The organism is Acidaminococcus hominis (assembly GCF_900291475.1).
Taxonomy (GTDB): domain Bacteria; phylum Bacillota; class Negativicutes; order Acidaminococcales; family Acidaminococcaceae; genus Acidaminococcus; species Acidaminococcus hominis.
Genome location: NZ_OLMM01000004.1, coordinates 137,833 through 154,663 on the forward strand (window position 1 = coordinate 137,833; position 16,831 = coordinate 154,663).

At 53.4% G+C, this 16,831-nt stretch carries 24 protein-coding genes; 3 read left to right on the forward strand and 21 right to left on the reverse strand.

Annotation, left to right across the window (positions count from 1 at the left end):
• Positions 1–94: 94 nt before the first annotated feature.
• From C7E10_RS04060 to C7E10_RS04105, 10 genes are all read right to left on the reverse strand, one after another.
• Complete coding sequence (locus C7E10_RS04060) at positions 95–637, reverse strand: flavin reductase (protein WP_105326079.1); 543 nt, start codon at positions 635–637, stop codon at positions 95–97.
• A gap of 139 nt (positions 638–776) precedes the next feature.
• On the reverse strand, positions 777–1,319 hold the full coding sequence (locus C7E10_RS04065) for a flavin reductase (protein ID WP_105326080.1): 543 nt from the start codon (positions 1,317–1,319) through the stop codon (positions 777–779).
• 275 nt (positions 1,320–1,594) lie between these two features.
• Complete coding sequence (locus tag C7E10_RS04070) at positions 1,595–2,287, reverse strand: vWA domain-containing protein (RefSeq protein ID WP_105326081.1); 693 nt, start codon at positions 2,285–2,287, stop codon at positions 1,595–1,597.
• A gap of 117 nt (positions 2,288–2,404) precedes the next feature.
• A complete protein-coding gene (locus C7E10_RS04075; RefSeq protein ID WP_105326082.1) occupies positions 2,405–3,394 on the reverse strand; it encodes a macro domain-containing protein in 990 nt (329 codons plus the stop codon).
• 23 nt (positions 3,395–3,417) lie between these two features.
• Complete coding sequence (locus C7E10_RS04080; protein WP_105326083.1) at positions 3,418–3,948, reverse strand: flavodoxin family protein; 531 nt, start codon at positions 3,946–3,948, stop codon at positions 3,418–3,420.
• Positions 3,949–3,974: 26 nt separating this feature from the next.
• Positions 3,975–4,775 (reverse strand): MBL fold metallo-hydrolase, encoded by an 801-nt coding sequence (locus C7E10_RS04085; RefSeq protein ID WP_105326084.1) that lies wholly within the window; start codon positions 4,773–4,775, stop codon positions 3,975–3,977.
• A 12-nt stretch (positions 4,776–4,787) separates the two neighbouring features.
• On the reverse strand, positions 4,788–5,276 hold the full coding sequence (locus tag C7E10_RS04090; RefSeq protein WP_105326085.1) for a prolyl-tRNA synthetase associated domain-containing protein: 489 nt from the start codon (positions 5,274–5,276) through the stop codon (positions 4,788–4,790).
• 108 nt (positions 5,277–5,384) lie between these two features.
• Entirely contained in the window at positions 5,385–6,548 is a 1,164-nt protein-coding gene (gene cytX, locus C7E10_RS04095) for a putative hydroxymethylpyrimidine transporter CytX (RefSeq protein WP_105326086.1), read from the reverse strand.
• Between the two features lie 193 nt (positions 6,549–6,741).
• Positions 6,742–7,392 carry a flavodoxin family protein gene (locus C7E10_RS04100; protein ID WP_105326087.1) on the reverse strand — a complete coding sequence of 217 codons (651 nt, stop codon included), beginning with the start codon at positions 7,390–7,392 and terminating at the stop codon, positions 6,742–6,744.
• A gap of 11 nt (positions 7,393–7,403) precedes the next feature.
• The gene (locus C7E10_RS04105) at positions 7,404–7,964 is read right to left on the reverse strand and encodes a flavodoxin family protein (RefSeq protein WP_105326088.1); all 561 of its coding nucleotides are present in this window, start codon (positions 7,962–7,964) and stop codon (positions 7,404–7,406) included.
• A 181-nt stretch (positions 7,965–8,145) separates the two neighbouring features.
• Here C7E10_RS04105 and C7E10_RS04110 point away from each other — a divergent pair, with 181 nt between their 5' ends.
• Entirely contained in the window at positions 8,146–8,499 is a 354-nt protein-coding gene (locus C7E10_RS04110; protein WP_105326089.1) for a winged helix-turn-helix transcriptional regulator, read from the forward strand.
• A gap of 190 nt (positions 8,500–8,689) precedes the next feature.
• Positions 8,690–9,604, forward strand: coding sequence for a 2-hydroxyacid dehydrogenase (locus tag C7E10_RS04115; RefSeq protein ID WP_105326090.1), 915 nt, complete (start codon positions 8,690–8,692; stop codon positions 9,602–9,604).
• Positions 9,605–10,083: 479 nt separating this feature from the next.
• Here the strand turns inward: C7E10_RS04115 and C7E10_RS04120 are convergent, their stop codons facing one another.
• From C7E10_RS04120 to C7E10_RS04140, 5 genes are all read right to left on the reverse strand, one after another.
• Positions 10,084–10,272 (reverse strand): ASCH domain-containing protein, encoded by a 189-nt coding sequence (locus C7E10_RS04120; protein WP_105326091.1) that lies wholly within the window; start codon positions 10,270–10,272, stop codon positions 10,084–10,086.
• Positions 10,273–10,310: 38 nt separating this feature from the next.
• The gene (locus C7E10_RS04125; protein WP_105326092.1) at positions 10,311–10,499 is read right to left on the reverse strand and encodes a hypothetical protein; all 189 of its coding nucleotides are present in this window, start codon (positions 10,497–10,499) and stop codon (positions 10,311–10,313) included.
• A gap of 38 nt (positions 10,500–10,537) precedes the next feature.
• Positions 10,538–10,909 carry a hypothetical protein gene (locus C7E10_RS04130; RefSeq protein ID WP_105326093.1) on the reverse strand — a complete coding sequence of 124 codons (372 nt, stop codon included), beginning with the start codon at positions 10,907–10,909 and terminating at the stop codon, positions 10,538–10,540.
• Positions 10,910–10,971: 62 nt separating this feature from the next.
• Positions 10,972–11,160, reverse strand: coding sequence for a hypothetical protein (locus tag C7E10_RS04135; protein WP_105326094.1), 189 nt, complete (start codon positions 11,158–11,160; stop codon positions 10,972–10,974).
• Between the two features lie 38 nt (positions 11,161–11,198).
• Positions 11,199–11,558, reverse strand: a complete 360-nt coding sequence (locus C7E10_RS04140) for a hypothetical protein (RefSeq protein WP_105326095.1) — start codon at positions 11,556–11,558, stop codon at positions 11,199–11,201.
• Positions 11,559–12,587: 1,029 nt separating this feature from the next.
• Between C7E10_RS04140 and C7E10_RS04145 the strand changes: the two genes are divergently transcribed.
• Complete coding sequence (locus C7E10_RS04145) at positions 12,588–12,863, forward strand: DUF4314 domain-containing protein (protein WP_105326096.1); 276 nt, start codon at positions 12,588–12,590, stop codon at positions 12,861–12,863.
• Between the two features lie 44 nt (positions 12,864–12,907).
• On the opposite strand, the gene C7E10_RS04150 is transcribed toward C7E10_RS04145, so the two are convergent.
• From C7E10_RS04150 to C7E10_RS04175, 6 genes are all read right to left on the reverse strand, one after another.
• Positions 12,908–13,360: a hypothetical protein gene (locus tag C7E10_RS04150; protein ID WP_234997679.1), complete on the reverse strand. Its 453-nt coding sequence runs from the start codon at positions 13,358–13,360 to the stop codon at positions 12,908–12,910.
• Positions 13,361–13,362: 2 nt separating this feature from the next.
• Positions 13,363–13,944, reverse strand: a complete 582-nt coding sequence (locus C7E10_RS04155) for an N-acetylmuramoyl-L-alanine amidase family protein (protein ID WP_105326097.1) — start codon at positions 13,942–13,944, stop codon at positions 13,363–13,365.
• Positions 13,916–14,254: a hypothetical protein gene (locus tag C7E10_RS04160; protein ID WP_105326098.1), complete on the reverse strand. Its 339-nt coding sequence runs from the start codon at positions 14,252–14,254 to the stop codon at positions 13,916–13,918. Before C7E10_RS04160 ends, C7E10_RS04155 begins: the two co-directional genes overlap by 29 nt.
• On the reverse strand, positions 14,251–14,547 hold the full coding sequence (locus C7E10_RS04165; RefSeq protein ID WP_105326099.1) for a hypothetical protein: 297 nt from the start codon (positions 14,545–14,547) through the stop codon (positions 14,251–14,253). Before C7E10_RS04165 ends, C7E10_RS04160 begins: the two co-directional genes overlap by 4 nt.
• Positions 14,548–14,631: 84 nt before the next feature.
• Positions 14,632–15,936, reverse strand: a complete 1,305-nt coding sequence (locus C7E10_RS12020; protein ID WP_105326100.1) for a phage baseplate protein — start codon at positions 15,934–15,936, stop codon at positions 14,632–14,634.
• 12 nt (positions 15,937–15,948) lie between these two features.
• On the reverse strand, positions 15,949–16,827 hold the full coding sequence (locus tag C7E10_RS04175; protein ID WP_105326101.1) for a phage baseplate protein: 879 nt from the start codon (positions 16,825–16,827) through the stop codon (positions 15,949–15,951).
• Positions 16,828–16,831: the final 4 nt, after the last annotated feature.

Here is a 16,831-nt window from a genome sequence, read left to right on the forward strand (position 1 = left end):
CTGCGCCCTTATCCTATTGTAGCGGCTGGGAGAAACTATGTTAAATGCCTATCCGATATCTTCTTGCATGCATTTTGCGCATAGAAAAAGCAGTTTATTTCTTTTCGTCCACGTACCGGATTTCCCCTACAAACACCACGTGGGGTTCCCATTCGCCCTGGGCATTTACCGGATACGCCGCCGGGTTGGCCTTGTAATATTCCTGGATTTCCGGATCCAGGTCTTCCTTGGCAAACTGGTGCTGGTAAAGCTTATGGCACACAAAGGAAATCTTGGCTTCCTTGTAGCTGAGTCCCCCTTCCGGGAGTTCCACCGGCGTCAGGCCCGCTGCCGCCGCCTTGTCTTCCTTGCGGCCAGAGTGAGAGCCCATATAGCCCAGGGCCTTCTTGTATTCCGGCGGAAAGAAGCTGATGGTAAAGGTATCGGCCTTTTTCAGCAGCTCGCAGGTATACCGGGCCGGATGCAGGTAGACCGTGGCCGTGGCGCCGCTTTTCCCTGGACGGGTCCACAGGGTACCAAAGCTGCCCCAGCCAATGGTGCAGCCATTATTCTTTTCCAGATTGCCTACGGACACCAGCGCCCAGTTTTCCGGGAACATGTCCAAAATAGGGTATTGCTTACTCAGATAATCAGTCATTGAAATGTACTCCTTTCGCTTACAAAAGATATAATACTCTTTTTGTAAGAAAAGAGCCAGTACTCACTTTTGGGGAACTTGGTATGGAAGAAAATACCGCCCTGCGCTCTCCGCCGCAGCCCTGCCTGAAAAAAACAATTTATTTCTTCTCGTCCACGTACCGGATTTCCCCTACAAACACCACATGGGGTTCCCATTCGCCCTGGGCGTTTACCGGCAGCACCGCCGGGTTGGCCTTATAGAATTCCTGGATTTCCGGATCCAGGTCTTCCTTGGCAAACTGGTGCTGGTAGAGCTTATGGCACACAAAGGAAACACTAGCTTCCTTGTAGCTGAGCCCCCCTTCCGGAAGTTCCACCGGCGTCAGGCCCGCTGCCGCCGCCTTGTTTTCATTCCGGCCAGAGTGGTAGCCCATATACCCCAGGGCCTTCTTGTATTCCGGCGGGAAAAAGCTGATGGTAAAGGTATCGGCTTTTTTTAACAGCTCGCAGGTATACCGGGACGGATGGAGATAGACCGTAGCCGTGGCGCCGCTTTTCCCTGGACGGGTCCACAGGGTGCCAAAGCTGCCCCAGCCAATGGTGCAGCCATTATTCTTTTCCAGATTGCCTACAGACACCAGCGCCCAATCTTTCGGGAACATATCCAAAATGGGGTATTGCTTACTCAGATAATCAGTCATTGAAATATACTCCTTTCGCTTGCAACACATATAATACTCTTTTTATAGGAAAAGAGCCAGTACTCCCTTTCAAGGAATTTGGTATGGGAGAAGATCCCGCCCTAGAGATACTCTGCTCCTAGCTTAGACGCGCCTTGCCCAGCGCTTTCCCCCACAAAAAACGCCAGCCCCCGCTGCAATTGCTGGCAGGGGAGCTGGTGCTGGGTAAGGGAGCCCGCTAAAAGCTTGGAAAACGGTTTATTGATCGATAGAGAACAATTTGGGGCCGTCCGGCATTATAGTTTTTTGGTTTTCCCGGAGCTTTTCTTGGCGCTTCTCTTCGGTTTTCCAGAACGCTGAGCAGCATCCAGCCGGATGGATTCAAGGGCATCCTCCGGCACTTTGCCTACTGCGCGGAACTCGCTGACGGCCTCACTCATGGCCCTAAAGTTCAGTTCCGTACCGGCTTCGTCTGCCAGATAGTCCACCGCCCGGTCGGCACCAATGCCAAACTGGCTAGCCGTTTCCACCGCGTCCATATTGGCCCCCAGGAAGATGAACTCCCAGCCCTTGGCTTTCTGGGCCTCAATCAGGGCTTTGACTTTCTCCGTGGTGTACTCCCGGCTGGAATTTTCGTACCCGTCGGTGATAATCACAAACAGCACCTTTTCCGCCCGGTAATCCTCCGCCGTATTGGCCTGGACCTGTTTGATTTTCTGAATGGTTTTACCCAGGGCATCTAGCAGCGCCGTGCAGCCCCGCACATAGTAGTCCTTTTCCGTCAGGGGCGCTACCGCCTGGATATTGATCCGGTCGTGGAGCAGTTCGTACTGATCATCAAAGAGCACGGTGGTAAGCACGCATTCCCCCTCCACGGCTTTCTGCTTTTTCAGGAAGGAATTGTAGCCTCCCAGGGTGTCCGATTCCAGGCCTGCCATGGAGCCGCTGCGGTCCAAGATAAATACCAGTTCCGTTAAATTCTTTTTCATTCTAAAGCCCTCCTTTTGGGTTCTAAAAGCTTTTTCCGGGGTACCAGTTTGGGTACCTCCTTGTTGTCTTTAGCATACTCCCCATGGGAGGACTTTTGGTCGCTTGCCAGACGACAACTACGCCGCTCCCCCTAATAGGGGCTGGTCATAATGGAACAGGACTTCGTTGATGGCGTAGATGTCGTACTGACCCTTCAGGATAAAATACTGGACGATCACATCGAATTTCTGGCTGGGAGACAGGGCGTAGCCGGCCCGGGCCAAAAGGTCATCGGTTTCGTCCAGGGTCAGCTCCAGGGCAATGGCCAGGGCCAGAATGGTCCGTTTGGTAGGGCTATAGCCCTTCCCCGTGCGGATTTTGGAAAACAGCCGCCGGTCCAGGTTGGCCCGATGGTACACCTGGGCATCGGTCAGCCCCTTGGCATCAATCAGCCGCAAAAGCGTCACATTAAAGGGTTCGTCCAGGTGGCCCAGCAGGTTCTCCAGGTCCTGGGGCGCCAGTTTCACATTCTCGCAATAGCCCTTGGGCGGCAAGCTGATTTCCGAGGCGCAAAGCATTTCCTCGGCCACGCTTTCGTCCCCGCGGCGGGCCAAATACTGGTCCAGTTCAGCCAGCAGGTCTTTCTCCACCACAAAGGCCCGTTTATCCGGAAAAGCCAGATACACGTCCAGCTCCTGGGTTTCCAGGAAGGACTGGATGGCGGAGACCGCCACCCTCAGGGCCTGATCCTTGGGATAGCCGAATATTCCCCCGGAAATCAGGGGAAAGGCCACGCTGGCACAGTGGTTTTCCGCCGCCAGCCGCAGCGCGCTGGTATACGCCGACCGAAGCAGCCGCTCACTTTCTTCCGGATGCCGGGGGTTGTACACGGGCCCTGCGGCGTGAATCACGTACCTGGCCGGCAGGGCAAAGCCCGGGGTAAGGGCCGCTTCGCCAGTCCTGATGGGGGCCTTCTGGTCACAGGCCGCCTGGAGCTTTTGGGGCCCCGCCGCCCGAAAGATGGCGCCGCAAACCCCGGACCCCATCTGGAGCTGGGGATTGGCAGCGTTGACAATGGCGTCCACCGCCATTTGGGTAATATCCTGCTGTACAAATAACAGAGGCATTTTCTCCTCCTCCTTGCTTTCCGCTATTTTCCAACCTGGCTGCCGGCCGCATAGGCTTCTTTCATAGCCGGAGTGCCCAGCACCTCACCGGGCTGCCAGGCGTGTTCACCCCAGATGATTTTCCGTACCGGGCTGCCCAGCTCTGCCAAAATGGCTTCCAGGTCTTCCCCAGCCCTGCGCAGGCCGGCCTTTCCGTCGTGGCCAGTCACAATCACGTAGGCTTCCTTGCCTCCCAGGTCCTGCCATTTGGGCAGCAGCCGGTCAATCATCACCTTCAGCTGGCCGCTCATGGTAAGAAAATACGTAGGGGTAGCCCACACCAGCACCTGCGCCCCCTGGGTTTTCTCCAGGATTTCTGCCATAGCGTCCTTTTGGACGCAGCTGCCAGTGCGAAAGCAGGCGTAGCAGGCCTTGCAGGGGTGGATTACCTTCTCCCGCAAGGCGATTTCTTCCACCTGGTGCCCCGCTGCTTCGGCACCCCGGCGAAATTCCTGGCACAGCAGCTCCGAATTGCCCTGAGGCCGGGGACTGCCGTTAATCATCAGCACCTTCATGCTTTGTCTCCTTTCCGTCACTGTCCTCAAAGTTCAAGAACTTCCAAATCTTCCGGCACGTACACCCTGCCGGAAAAGAACTTTTTCCCTTCCTGGGTGTACAGCTCCTTGCGCCGCTCCAGCTGGTTGTCCTCCGTATGGTACAACAGCACGTTTTGGACCCCCAGCTTTTCCGCCGCCTGGCAGGCATGCTTTACCGTGGAATGGTGCTTTTCGTAGGGATGGAACACCGCCGCTTCCTCTTCCAGGCAGAACGCCTCGTGGAGCAGCCAGGTGCAGCCCCGGGCGTAGGGCTCCTCCCGTTCCGTATAGGGCTCGTCCCCGCAGCACACCAGGCTCTTTCCCCCGTCCAGTTCCAGCCGGAAACCAAACTGCTTGGTCTTGGTGGAGCCAATGTCAAAGAAGGTCACCTGCCGGCCGTTCACCCTGCGCTGCTCCCCATCTGCCACAGGAATAAAATGCACCCGGTCATCCAAAAAGCGAGTATATTTGTTTAGGAGCAGCTTCACCGCCATGTCCCGGAGCAGGTCCAGCACTTCCCGGTGCCCGTAGACGTTCACCTCCCCCTGGTACTTTCCGTCGTTCATAAAATGGCAGATCATCCGCACCATCCAAAGGACCCCCAGCAAATGGTCCACATGCTGATGGGTCACAAAGATTTCTTTGACGTCCTGCCAGTCATACCCCGCATGCTTCAGTTGGTGCAAAATCGTATTGCCCCCGCCGCCGTCCACCAGGAACAGCTTTCCCCCGTCATCCAGCAGAAAACAGGTATTGTAGCATTCCGTCACCAGGGCATTCCCCGTGCCCAGCATAATAAGCTTCATTGCAGATTCCCCCTATTCTCCTATTTTTACCCAGTGCACCTGCTTGCCCAATTTTTCCAGCAGCGCCATTAAAGCGTCCGCCGCCAGCCACAAAGTGGCCGTATTGTCGTTGGGGTGCACGCCGATTTTCTGATGCTGAAATTCTGCGTCCAAAAACAGGGTCACCCGGTGCTCCCGGTCGTTTAAAAGCCCCAGTGGCGTTACGGACCCGGGTTCCAGGTCCAAATACGCTTTCAGGTCTTCCGGCGAGGCAAAGGACAGCCGCCGGGTGCCGTTTGCCTCGCCAAAGGCCTTCAGGTCCACCCGCTTGTTTCCCCGGACAGTAAGCAGGTAATAATTCCGTTTTTTATCGTCCCGGACAAACAGGTTCTTGGCGTCCCATTCCGGGTAGGGCAGCGCCACGTCCCCCAGTTCTTCCATATTGTAGACGGCCTTGTGTTCCGTGAGTTCGTAGGGAATCCCCTGGGCCGTCAGGTAGGCCAAGGTTTCTTTTTTATCCATAGGGTACCTCCCAATCGCAGTTTTTTCTATTGTACCACGGCTCCTGGGTCGAAAAACCCCCAAGGAAAAGAAAAAGGACTTCCCGCCGCAGCAGGAAGTCCTCGTTTTTTATTTGTGGGGCAGAACTTTGTGAATCACCGCACTGGCCAGCATCACCAGCACAATCACCGGGAAGGTAATTCCCACCGGGGTCTGCACGTCCAAGAGCTCCCGGTACAGGGCGAAGCCGGCCAGCCACAGCACCAGGTTCAGCCAGTTGACGGCTTGGCTGCTGTGGTCCTGCTTCAGGATAAAGTAATCGGACAGCAGGATTGCGGTCATGGGTGCGAACACCGAACCGATGAAGTACAGGAAGTCTTCAAAGCTGCTGGCATCCACGGCGATGGCAATGGCAATTCCCCCAGCGCAGGCAATCAGGGCCAGGACCTTTTCCGAAATTCCGGGCAGCAGGCTCTTGCCGCTGACCCCGGCGGAGAAGGCGTCCAGGAAGGTAGTGGTCACCGTGGACAGCAGCACAATCAGAATGCCCACGACGCCCAGGCCGGCCTGAAGCAGGATTTTGGCAATGTCGTCCTGGCCGGTGTACAGGGCGGCACCCATGCCGATAATGAACATCCAGGTGCTGGCAGCAAAGTAGGCCAGACAGCTGGCCGCCGTAGCCTTAAAGGGCTTTGCGGCGTCCCGGGTGTAGTCGGAGATGACCGGCAGCCAGGAAAGGGGCATGGCCACCGTAAGTTCAATGGCTGCGCCCAGAGTCAGCTCCCCGGCAGCCTGGGGCACCCCGCTGCCCATAAAGATCACGTCGCTGAGCACCAGGGTCAGCAGGAACAGGGCAGCAATGACCACCTCGTTCACCTTCCCCAGGGTCTTCAGCCCCAGGATAATCCACAGGGCGATGAAGGCACCGATAATCAGGCTCCAGGCCGAAAGCCCCAGACCCGCCAGGGTATTGCCGGCAGCAGCTGCACTGGCAATCATCACGGCCGTCCAGCCAATGAGCTGAATCACGTTCAGGCCGGCAAACAGCTTGGCACCCTGGTGCCCAAAGGAAATTTCCACCGTTTCCATGGCACTGCGCCCGGTCTGGCCGCCGATGAGCCCGGCCCCAAACATCACAAGCCCGCCAATCACGTGGCCCACCAGGATGGCCAGCAGCCCCTTGGCAAAACCCAGGGGAGCCAGCAGCATCCCCGTCAGAATCTCGGCAATGGAAATCCCCGCCCCGAACCACAGCAGGGCGTTTGCTGTAACTGATGTTTTCACTGAATCCATATGTACAATTCCCCCACTTTCCCGCCGCAGACAAAAGCGCTGCCTGCGGCACACTTGCCTAAAAGTATAGTACAGGACAAGGGATTAGGCAAGAAAGGCAGCAGGAAAGGTCAACAATTCCTGAGAAAAAGGGAAAAATTGGGGCTGCTCCCCTTCCCCCCAGCTGGGGAGAAAAGCATTTTGGCAGCAGGGCTCAGGGGTTTTCCTGGACCATTTGGCGGCCCAACTGGCGTGCAGCTTCCAGTTCCTGGGGGAATACGGTCTCCCGGCGTTCCTTCCGCTGGGCCTCGTCAAAGACGCCCATGCTGTACCGCTTGTAATCAGGAACCTGGAGGGTTTCGCAGGAAGCCAGGGTGGTGACGGCGCCATGGAGGACCAGGGTATGCATATCGGCCAGCTCCTGGAAGCGGGCTTTGTAATGCTGGTTGTAGTAGGCTTCCGGGGCATTCATGGTGTAGATGAGCCCCAACGGCAGCTTCCCGGTAAAGTAGCTTTCCAGGGGCTTATCATAGGACAGACAGCAGAAAATCAGCCGCTCCCACAGGGCCCGGAACTGGGCGGTAGGTTCGCTGAGATAAATCGGAGAACCAATAAACAGCCCGTCTGCCTGGAAAATCCGGTCCAGCAGCGGGGACAGGTCGTCCTTCCAATAGCATTTGCAGCGTTGGGCTTCCACCCGCTTGCAGGCCATGCAGCTGCGGCAGCCGGTAAACTTCAGGTCAAACAGGTTGATCAGTTCCGTTTCCGCGCCGGCCTCCTGGGCCCCTTGTTGGGCAGCCTGCAGCAGCAGGGCCGTATTACCGTTTTTTCTGGGACTGGCGTTCAGCAAAATAATTTTTTTCATGATTGCTCCTCCTAACAAGTTTCGCCAATGGCTTCTCCAATTTTCCGGGCGGCAGCAGCGCTTTCCGGGTCCTCCACCTTGCCTTTGCCGTACAGACTCCCGTGGCCGTAGACCACTCCCAAATCCTTCCAGCCCATAGCCTGGGTAAACAGCCGGTGATACCAGTTCACCGGGTCCGGACACCAACCAGGCTGATTGGCGGTAAGCAGCAGCACGGACTGCTTGCTCCGGAGCTGTTCTGGCGACAGGGTCTGCCACAGGGCAAACAGCCGGTTGATGGCCGTCAGAAGGGGGCCGGTCACAAAAGCAAAGTACACCGGGGAGGCCAGGACAATGACCTCTGCCTTTTGGAAGGCCGGATAGATTTCCTCCATAGCGTCCTGTTGGACGCAGGGCCGGCCGTTTTTCCCGCACTGCCCGCAGCTTAGGCACCCGTGCAGCGGCAGGCTTTGCAGGTCAAATTCCTGGACGGTGTTCCCCTCTTTCCCGGCCCCTTCCCTAAAGGCCCGAATTAGTTCTGCGGTATTGCCGTTTTGCCGGGGCCCGCCGTTTAAGATCAAAATCTGGGACATTCTTCTCGCTCCTTTTGTTCTGCCTTGCAATTCGGGCAGCCCTATGGTATTCTTTAGTTAGAAAATTAACATAGGATAATTTTTAGCGTAGGTTTATTTTATAGCGTGTAAAAAGCCTGCACAAGTACGATTTTTAACAATACCCAGTATAGCAAAACATACTGGAAAGGAAGTGGAAACCATGTCTGAACCGGAGAGAAGCCTGGAAACGCCCCCGGAAGAAAAGGCCACCTGCCCCTGTATGGTCGCCCAGCGGCTGCTCCAGGGGAAATGGGCCATTGCCATTCTGTACCTGCTAAGCACCGGGCCGGTGCGATTCAACGAGCTTCAGCGGAAGCTCCAGAAAATCAACCACGCCACCCTGTCCACCCAGCTAAAGCAGCTGGAAACGGAGGGGCTCATTGTGCGCAAGGAATACGCCCAAATTCCCCCCAAGGTGGAATACTCCCTGACCCCCATTGGCCGGGAATTCCAGCCGGTGCTGGACAGCATTGGAGTCTGGGCCCAAAAGTACGTGGCTGCCCAAAAAAGTTAGTCTATAGTTGCCAAAGTCCCTGTCAGGCAAAATGTGCCGGGCAGGGGTTTTGTGCACTTGTGCAGCCAGGGGCCAGCAGCCCCGAAGCCCAGGGGAGACGGACCGCCTTGCGGCTCCATGCTATAATGGAAGTAACAGTAAAAGAAAGTGGTGATACTATGCCTCAAGTGGTTGTGGTAAACGCAGAAAAATGAATTTTGACGGAAAACTGGATTTTTCGGTGTTGTCGGATTCTGTGGCTGTCTATCCCAGCAGCACCCCTGAAGAACTGCTGCAGCGGATCCAGGGCGCCCAAGTGGTGGTCACCAAGGAACTGCCCGTGCCGGCAGCCCTGCTGGAGCAGTTTCCACGCAGCGTGCAGCTGCTTGTGGAAGCAGGCACCGGCTACAACAATATTGACCTGGCAGCCGCCAAAAAGCAGGGCATTACGGTGTGCAACATCCCCGCCTACAGCTCCCAGCGGGTGGCCCATACGGCCATTATGCTGCTGTTAAACCTGGCTTCCACCATGCAGGTCCAGCTGGCCATGCTGGCCAAGGGAGATCACCGGAACTTCACCCAGCACCTGTTGGTGCCCCATACGGAAGTCAACGGCAAAACCCTGGGCATCATTGGCGCCGGCCATATTGGGAAACAGGTCATCAAAATCGCCCAGGCCCTGGAAATGCACATCTTGGTCCATACCCGGACGCCCCGGGAAGACGGGGACGGCATCCAGTATGTGGGGCTAAAGGAACTGCTGCAAAAAAGCGACTATGTATCCCTGCACTGCCCCCTGACCCCTTCCACCCGGCATTTGCTGAACCGGGAAACCCTGGCTCTGATGAAACCCAGTGCATTCCTGATCAATACCTCCCGGGGTGCCCTGATTGACGAACCCACCCTGATTGAAGCCCTGGAAAACCACCAAATTGCCGGGGCCGGACTAGACGTTCAGGAGCAGGAACCGCCGGCAGAGAATAATCCCCTGTACACCCTGCCCAACGTGATTCTTACGCCCCATATGGGCTGGAAAGGGCTGGAAACCCGCCAGCGCCTGGTCTCCATCATAGCCCAGGACATCCACCAGTTCCTGGCCGGCAGCCCCATTAACGTGGTAGGCTGACCTGCTGGGCAGCAAAAAATTGAGAGGGTTCCACCTGGTCTCCGGGAAATTCCTGGGACCGTGGAACCCTCTTTCACAAACGGTCATTGACAGCCGTTATATGAACATTCTATAATAACAGTGTTCATGTGACCCCGACCTGGGCATGAACGAAAAAAGCTTTTGGGTAAGCTTTTAGGACACCAGATGGGGTATCTGGTGCCATCGCTATCGTTTGTTTTTTTACTTGACCTAACTTATAGGATTGCATCGCCTTCCGGACGTCTATTGGCGATGACCGCTTAGCTACTGCGCAGCTGGGCGGTATTTTTTTGCCCTGAAACAGCCCGGGAAGCCAGCTGCAGCCCCTAAGCCCCTAGGCCCGTTAGCCGGGCAGTACTTTCCAAACCTCCCGGACATTTTCTGGAACGACAAAAGACGAGCGTTCGCTCGTCTTGGGGTGGTGCTTTATTTTCTTTTTCGGGCCTGAGGAAGCTCGGCTATTCTTTTTTGTATTCCTTACATTTTTCCTTATTATGCATGACTCCCCAGGGTTTAAAAGGCTTATACTTTAAGCAATCTCCTACTGTATAGTTTCTATCTCGTCTCCTATATACGCAATCTTTACATTGCTCTGGCTTCAGCAGAAAACCAACAAATGGTTGCGTTAAATTGCTATCTTTACGCATCTCTAATTCCTCCCATTTTAGGGTTTGGAGAAACTCGGTTATTCCTTTTTGTATTTCTTACATTTTCCCGTATTCTCCATAACTGCATCGGGTTTCGAAATTTTATACTTCAGGCAAGTACCTACGTCATAATCTCTATCAGGACGTTTGTAGGCGCAATCCTTGCATTGCTTAGGATCTAATGGATCTCCATAAAAAGGCTCTGTCAAATTACTATATTCTCGCATTTGTATTTCCTCCCTTTTTAAAGCCTCAGAAATCTCGTCTATTCGTCCAGATTGAAGGGGACGCCTGGAGAATTAACCATGGTTTCTTTATGATATTCCCACACTTTATTTTTCAGGTCTTCCTTAAAACCATCAGGTGGAAAACGACGTTTATCGCTTCCAATAGCATACTTTCCTGGAAACGTCTTCAATCCCTCCGCTATGGCTTTTCTTTTTTCCAAAGGAATATCAGTCGTTTTTTTCGGAACTATCACATAGGTAATGTGATTCAAGTAACTGTAAGGTTGCCGAAAAACCCTGATTTCCCGAAAAAACAAACGCACCAAGTAATACCAATGGTTGTCCATTTCCACCATATAGTCGTCTCCGTCTGACGTATAGAAAAGGATTTTGTTAGGTTTCGCCTTCATGCGCCAGCCCTCCTTATTTGACTTGCAAACATGCTGTATTTTTTGAGTCTCGGGATTCTCGGCTATTCTTTTTTGTATTCTTTACATTTCTCTTTGTTTTCCATAACTCCCCAGGGTTTTATGGTTTTATACTTTAAGCAGTCTTTGACATCATAATCTCGATCAGGCCGTCTAAAAATGCAATCTTTGCATTGCTGTGGGCTCACTGGGACTCCAATAAACGGTTGAGTCAAATTGCTATTTTTACGCATCTTTGCTTCCTCCCTTTTTAGGGCTTGGGGAAGTTCGGCTATTCGTCCAGATTGAAGGGGACGCCTGGTAATTCTTCGAGAATTTTTCTTCCCATTGCAAGCCATGGGTTAGAGAAATTTTCGTTGAATTTTCCATCAAGGATAGCAGGCAAACCTACATGGTAAGGGAATGTTTTAATCCCTTCTAACAGATTTTTCCTTACTTCCAGCGGAATATCACTGGTCTTTTTGGGCACTTCAATATAAGGCTGGTGATTAACATAGCTTAAAGGCTGCTCATAAACAAGTATTCTTTTTGCACCCAGCATGACTAAATAATACCAATGGTTGTCCATTTCCACCATATAGTCCGTTTTATCGGAATCGTAAAACAGAATCCGTTTAGGTTTCGCCTTCATCAGCCCATCCCTCCCCCATCTGCTTTCTTACTTCAGAATACACCGTTTTTCTTCCAAAGTAAAGGACGACCCGTTGCAGGAAAGTCGGGAAAAATGGACAGTCTATACATGAGGCCACGGTTCCCCGTGTATCCTTTCTACAAATTTTGAATTACCAGGCTCCGTGGAAACACACCCCACCATCGGTGATTGACGAAGGGCCGCAGCAGCCTTTATAATCAAGGTATCACAAACCCCTTCTGACTGTAGAAGGCGGCTGTGTCAAATCGGGGAAACCCCTGCAGCCTGCAACCCTCGTCAGGCGCAGGTTCCCCAGCTTCCTTCGTGGCCGCACTGCTCTTATTGCCCAGGCAGTGCGGCTTTTGTTTGTCCGCACAAGCGTTTTTGCGCATCAAAAAACCAGGTACATTCTTTGGGAATGTACCTGGTTTTGGATAGGTCCGCAGGGGACCCAAAAATTATCTTTTAGAAAATAGGAATATCCCTTTATCCCCTGTATTGCCGGGGCTTTCTTTATTTTTTGTACCCTGCAAATGCCCTTTGGATTTATAGTGGTAGTTGCTGTCCGAGTCGTATGGTGTTCATCCCAATTGCGGAGCACCGGAAATCTGTAGTATAATGACATATGAGACTATGCCATTATAGATGGTACTCAGATTTACCGGTCATGGAAAATAAAATGGCGGTTTTATCCTCCATGGCAACAGCCCTTTATGGATTCACCCCGTATTGGGCTGTTTTTTATGCTCATTTTCTCGTTTTCCCCTTGATGCCATTCTACGCTTCCGCATTTGCCCTGACATCGTTTTTTGCATTTCCTCGATTACTTATTACTTGCTTGCGCGGAAAAATAAAAACGCTCATAGGGCAACCTCGCGAGTGTATTTTATCCTCTTTTTCCATGAACATCATTTTCCTCGTTTTTTGGGGCTAAATAGCAGAATAATCAATATTCTATTTGCATTTTTGAAACACTAGAGGTAATATCGACACAATAAAAGAAGAACTATTATCAAGGAGGAATAAATCATGGAACGGTATCCTAATCTGAAAATCATTGAAGCGCTGCAGAGAAAGTATCCCGCCGGTACGCGGATCCGTCTTGTGCAGATGGATGATCCCCAGGCGCCTCCCATCGGAACGATGGGAACGGTGATCTGTGTGGACGACATCGGGTCCCTGCTGGTAGCCTGGGATAACGGCTCCACACTCAGTGTGGTGTACGGGGCCGATACAGTCCACATCCCCTGGACCAATGCATACGAAAAGATTCCGGCCTTCCTGCTTGCGGTGCCTGACAAATAAATAAAAACGACCCCCGCCCGGACGAATCCGGACGGGGTGTTTTGTCATTTGGCAGCCCAGGCCACTAAGAGACCGGCAGCTACTACTTCCCAGGTGTTCCGCTGCGCCTTAATCCGTAGCCGGGTCCTTTTCTCCTCTTTCGCGGATTCCATCAAGGACCTGTTGACAGTCTCTAATGAGTTCTCCTGATTTTTGGAGGCCATCGTCAACAGATCCAGCTGCTTCTTCAGCTCGCTGGACTGCTTCCTGGCCTCGTTCAATTCTGTTTTCGACGTCGCCAGCTCTTTGCGCAGCGCTCTCACTTCCTGCTGTGATTGCTCGTTGCTGTCCTTGAGCTCGTTCAAGTTGCTGCTGAGCCGTTCCAGTTCGCTCTGCGTCATCATATACACCGGCTCCCGTGTGGTAGCCGATGCCGAAGCCGAGGCCGAAAATGAGCAAAGCAGCAGCAATCCGGCGGTACCAATCAGGGAGGCAAGGAGCCTTGATTGTATCATCATCTTTATTCCTCATTTCCCATTGCTTGAGCATAGTCTGTCACCCCACGGGCGATGGCCCGAGCGAAATCATCATACCCTGTCCGCAGAAGTTCCGAATCTTCACCGTTATCGATGAATGCAGTCTCCACCAGGCAGGCCGGCATATCGGTATGCTTTAATACCATGAGCCCCGGCATGACCTTGACCCCTCTATCTGTGGTGTTGATGCTGGCCACCATCTGCGCCTGGATTTTTTCGGCCAGTCTGGCCCCGTCCGTACCCTCTGCAAAGCACCAGGTCTCAGTTCCCCGGGCATCATGTCCGGCGCAGGCATTGCAGTGGATGGACACAAAAACGTCGGCGCCCCATCCATTGGCATCGTCGCAGACAGCCACCGGGCGGTCAGAGTACTCGCTATCATTGCACAAGTTGTCGCTCTGGAGCATCCGGACCTGGCACCCGGCGGCTTCCAGGTACTGTTTAGCCAGGGCTCCGATCCGGGCAGCTACGTCGCACTCCCGCAGGTCCACATCCCCATTTCCATCTGTATGGATAGCGCCGCTGTCATATTCCAGGTCATGGCCTGGGTTGATGTATACTTTCATTTTCTTCTCCTTCTTTCTTTTCCCATTCATCGGGAACGCCGTCTTCATCTTCATCCACCAGGCTCTTCCCGATGAAGCCTATGGCTGCGATGAAGGACACACCGGTCAGAGTCTGGAGCAGCATGTTCAGGGCCGGGAGGTCCACCCGCCCCAGGGCTGCCCACAGCCAGATCCAGCCGGCCCAGTATAAAAGGATGCTGCCGATAATCAGAAGCATCAGCACGATTACCAGGGCACGGGGCAGGCCTCGGACCTTCATGCGGCCCAGGGAGCCCATAAGGCTCAGCAGCACCCCGTGGATGCCTTTCATTCCCGTACCTCTTCCGGCATGTGGAGAACGGCTTCATGCTTGGCGCTCATGACGCCGTTGTCCGCCAGGTGTTCGTAAACTCCGTACATTTCCTGCCAGACCTGCTTTTCTTCCGCCGTGGGGGCGGACCTCTGGAACCGGATATACATATCGTTGAGGGACGCCCTCAGAATCAGCTGCATCCCCTTTCTCACGGCCTGCAGTCCGGTTACGTAGGCAATCACATAACCCGCCAGCCCGCCCAGCAGCAGGCTCACCAGCGTGCTCATTCCTTCAATCACAATTGCATCCAAAATATCACTCCCTTTTTCGCATCAAAAAAGCCCATCCCCAAATAGGAATGAGCTTAGAAATATGAAGCTGTTTCAGCCATTAAATTAGGCCGTTCGTTTCCAATAGGCTACAACGATATAAGGCTGACGGTTTTCGTGATAGCCATTGCCACCTGCACTACTAGTGGTAAAAGTATGCGTATGGGCTCCAGACAAGCTCGTGGTGCGATTCTGCGTCTCCTTTAAATATCCGGAGTAGTTGTTTCCGTCGATATTGGCCGTCCTAGCATATGATGTATAGGTGTGGTTATGTTCCCCTGCAGAGCTTGTGGTCCCAGAGTGAGTATGGCCCGGGGCTTCCTGCAAAGATAACTTATGTTTTGCTTCACCGCCTGTCTCTCCGTTATTGTAGGTATAATTAGTCCCGTTTTCAGAATATGTTCCTGCTCCTACAAGAGTACGCCCTTGAGCAAACTGTACCCACGTCATCCCTGACCATTTTGTATTGGGGTCAGTATCATCAGCAAATGCAAGTACGGAACCTACTGGGTGCACAATCTTAGCGATGTCGGATTCAGTAAAAAGAGTTTTCCATGTTCCATCTCCGGCCAGAGCTTTATTCTGGTCTCCGACCGCTGGGGCCGGTACTAACCCCGCGGTCCCATTTGCATCTGAGGTCGCTCCTGTAAATGCTACCGAAGTTTCCAAAATCTGGTTAATAGACTGCTGTGCAGCCGCAGCACTGGCTTCAGACGCCTTTGCCGCAGCCTGGCTTTCTGCCGCTGCAGTTGCGCTCTTACCTGCATTCGTTTCTGCAGTCTGTGCCGCCGTTGCAGAGCTGCCAGCACTGGAAGCAGAAGACGCCGCTTCTGTTGCGCTCTTCCCGGCTGCTGTAGCAGAACTTGATGCAGCATCACGGGCTGCTTCAGCAGACGTTTGCGCAGTAGCCGCGCTGGCCGCTGATGCAGCCGCATTACCTGCCTGCGTTGTAGCAGTGCTGGCCGAGTTCGCGGCTGCAGTTGCTGATTTCTGAGCACTTGTCGCATTCGCAGCAACACTGGTTTCAGACGCCTTTGCAGCCACTTGAGAGTCGGCAGCCTGTGAAGCGCTGGCAGCAGCTGCGGCAGCATTAGAAGCTGTTGCGGCATTAGACGCTTCAGCAGTTTCAGCTGCACCTTGCGCGCTGCTCACGGCTTCATTCATAGCAGTGACTTTAGCTTCGGCGTCCTCTTCGTCCCAAACAGTGGTGGAAGCACTGTACCTAGTGCCTCCGGCCCCGCCCAGGACCATTTTATATTTCCCAGATGTTTTCTTGGCGAAAACCATTTCCCCCTCACGCAGAGTAGGGTCTACCGTTGACCAGTTCGTATCAGTATCTGTAGAAAACTGGATTCTTGCATTTGTTTCCATTTCGTTTCCCCCTTATGCAGTGCGGACCCACATATACACTGCCAGATATTGCGGCCGGCAGTCCCAGGCTTTTCCTTCGCCAGTACTTTTAACTGTTACCGTGTGGCCGTGCCCGCCTTCCCATGAAGTTCTGCCAGACCAGGATCGAGAGGCGTCAAAGTTAGCAGGAGTGATATCGTGCCACTTGCTGCTTTCGTTAAAGTCTGCACCCTCGATGTTTGAATTGGTACCCTCATTGGCAAAAGCGCCATAGACATTTCCGTTCCATCGGCCCGTGTGTGTTGGCAGCATAAGGTGGCCGGTGATATTCATCGAGCCTCGGCCGTGATCATGGTAGCCATTCGTAGAGCACGTAACTTCATGGTCGTGTACTGGCATTTCGGCTTTGGTGTTTGTATGTGTGTTGCTGCCACCCGTAGCCCCAGCTGCCACTGTTTTCCCGGCACTCATAAGGAACGTTTCTTCTTTCAGTAATTTCCACGTGGTCCCAGCATATTTTTCAGCCGGGTTGGTTGAACTCTTTGTAAGAATGATTTCCCCCACCTCTGGAGTGGCAAATGCTTTGAGGGTCTTGACCAGTTCAGTAAGGTCAATGTTCCCCTTTTCATCCGGTTTTATATTATTGACGCTGCCCGCAAAAGTGTGCCGCATATTTGCCACCAGTTTGCTGTAGTCAGAATCCAGGGCATCGAACCCAGCCTGCACGATTACTTGGGCCATAGCAGCCGCCATAATGGACACTTGCTTATAGAGCTTGTTATGCAGAGCTGGTTCGGCGATACCCGGAACCACCCCGTTGATACGCTGGGTGTCTGTTTGATATACGCTGTCGGCTTCAATGTCGCTTGCCGCGACAGATTCACCGAAAACAAGAAAATTGGAATTCGCCATTTAT

Bases quoted from the DNA above. Each gene is read 5' to 3' on its own strand.
- C7E10_RS04090 (WP_105326085.1), bottom strand. From the start codon at position 5,276: ATGGATAAAAAAGAAACCTTGGCCTACCTGACGGCCCAGGGGATTCCC.
- C7E10_RS04085 (WP_105326084.1), bottom strand. From the start codon at position 4,775: ATGAAGCTTATTATGCTGGGCACGGGGAATGCCCTGGTGACGGAATGC.
- C7E10_RS04065 (WP_105326080.1), bottom strand. From the start codon at position 1,319: ATGACTGATTATCTGAGTAAGCAATACCCCATTTTGGATATGTTCCCG.
- C7E10_RS04120 (WP_105326091.1), bottom strand. From the start codon at position 10,272: ATGCGTAAAGATAGCAATTTAACGCAACCATTTGTTGGTTTTCTGCTG.
- C7E10_RS04140 (WP_105326095.1), bottom strand. From the start codon at position 11,558: ATGAAGGCGAAACCTAAACGGATTCTGTTTTACGATTCCGATAAAACG.
- C7E10_RS04130 (WP_105326093.1), bottom strand. From the start codon at position 10,909: ATGAAGGCGAAACCTAACAAAATCCTTTTCTATACGTCAGACGGAGAC.
- C7E10_RS04115 (WP_105326090.1), top strand. From the start codon at position 8,690: ATGAATTTTGACGGAAAACTGGATTTTTCGGTGTTGTCGGATTCTGTG.
- C7E10_RS12020 (WP_105326100.1), bottom strand. From the start codon at position 15,936: ATGGAAACAAATGCAAGAATCCAGTTTTCTACAGATACTGATACGAAC.
- C7E10_RS04135 (WP_105326094.1), bottom strand. From the start codon at position 11,160: ATGCGTAAAAATAGCAATTTGACTCAACCGTTTATTGGAGTCCCAGTG.
- C7E10_RS04160 (WP_105326098.1), bottom strand. From the start codon at position 14,254: ATGAAAGGCATCCACGGGGTGCTGCTGAGCCTTATGGGCTCCCTGGGC.
- C7E10_RS04080 (WP_105326083.1), bottom strand. From the start codon at position 3,948: ATGAAGGTGCTGATGATTAACGGCAGTCCCCGGCCTCAGGGCAATTCG.
- C7E10_RS04105 (WP_105326088.1), bottom strand. From the start codon at position 7,964: ATGTCCCAGATTTTGATCTTAAACGGCGGGCCCCGGCAAAACGGCAAT.
- C7E10_RS04100 (WP_105326087.1), bottom strand. From the start codon at position 7,392: ATGAAAAAAATTATTTTGCTGAACGCCAGTCCCAGAAAAAACGGTAAT.
- C7E10_RS04145 (WP_105326096.1), top strand. From the start codon at position 12,588: ATGGAACGGTATCCTAATCTGAAAATCATTGAAGCGCTGCAGAGAAAG.
- C7E10_RS04125 (WP_105326092.1), bottom strand. From the start codon at position 10,499: ATGCGAGAATATAGTAATTTGACAGAGCCTTTTTATGGAGATCCATTA.
- C7E10_RS04150 (WP_234997679.1), bottom strand. From the start codon at position 13,360: ATGATGATACAATCAAGGCTCCTTGCCTCCCTGATTGGTACCGCCGGA.
- C7E10_RS04110 (WP_105326089.1), top strand. From the start codon at position 8,146: ATGTCTGAACCGGAGAGAAGCCTGGAAACGCCCCCGGAAGAAAAGGCC.
- C7E10_RS04070 (WP_105326081.1), bottom strand. From the start codon at position 2,287: ATGAAAAAGAATTTAACGGAACTGGTATTTATCTTGGACCGCAGCGGC.
- C7E10_RS04075 (WP_105326082.1), bottom strand. From the start codon at position 3,394: ATGCCTCTGTTATTTGTACAGCAGGATATTACCCAAATGGCGGTGGAC.
- C7E10_RS04060 (WP_105326079.1), bottom strand. From the start codon at position 637: ATGACTGATTATCTGAGTAAGCAATACCCTATTTTGGACATGTTCCCG.
- cytX (WP_105326086.1), bottom strand. From the start codon at position 6,548: ATGGATTCAGTGAAAACATCAGTTACAGCAAACGCCCTGCTGTGGTTC.
- C7E10_RS04175 (WP_105326101.1), bottom strand. From the start codon at position 16,827: ATGGCGAATTCCAATTTTCTTGTTTTCGGTGAATCTGTCGCGGCAAGC.
- C7E10_RS04155 (WP_105326097.1), bottom strand. From the start codon at position 13,944: ATGAAAGTATACATCAACCCAGGCCATGACCTGGAATATGACAGCGGC.